Genomic DNA, 263 nt, shown 5'->3' with positions numbered 1-263 from the left:
CCTCGTGGTACAATACAGGTACTAATGTCATAAAGGAGCGATTCTACATGGTAATGTGTATTGCAACAGATATGGACGGAACATTGTTAAATCAACATCAAGAGATTACAGAAGAAAATCGTTTAGCTTTATTAAATGCTATCGAAAAAGGTGTTCACGTAGTAGTTGCAACAGGGCGTTCCTACGTGGAAGCGAAAAATGTTTTACAAGAGGCTGGCTTGGAAGTTCCTCTTATCTGTGTCAATGGAGCAGAAATTCGTGAG

Annotated in this window: 1 protein-coding gene; it reads left to right on the top strand. The window is 39.5% G+C overall.

Translation table 11 applies throughout. From position 1 onward, the window contains the following. Positions 1-47 precede the first annotated feature (47 nt). On the top strand, positions 48-263 hold a 216-nt coding region (locus tag L9G74_RS21000), incomplete at its 3' end, for an HAD family hydrolase (RefSeq protein ID WP_238898695.1).

Source organism: Shewanella electrica, assembly GCF_022321485.1.
GTDB lineage: Bacteria > Pseudomonadota > Gammaproteobacteria > Enterobacterales > Shewanellaceae > Shewanella > Shewanella electrica.
This window is presented reverse-complemented; position numbering and strand designations above follow the sequence as displayed.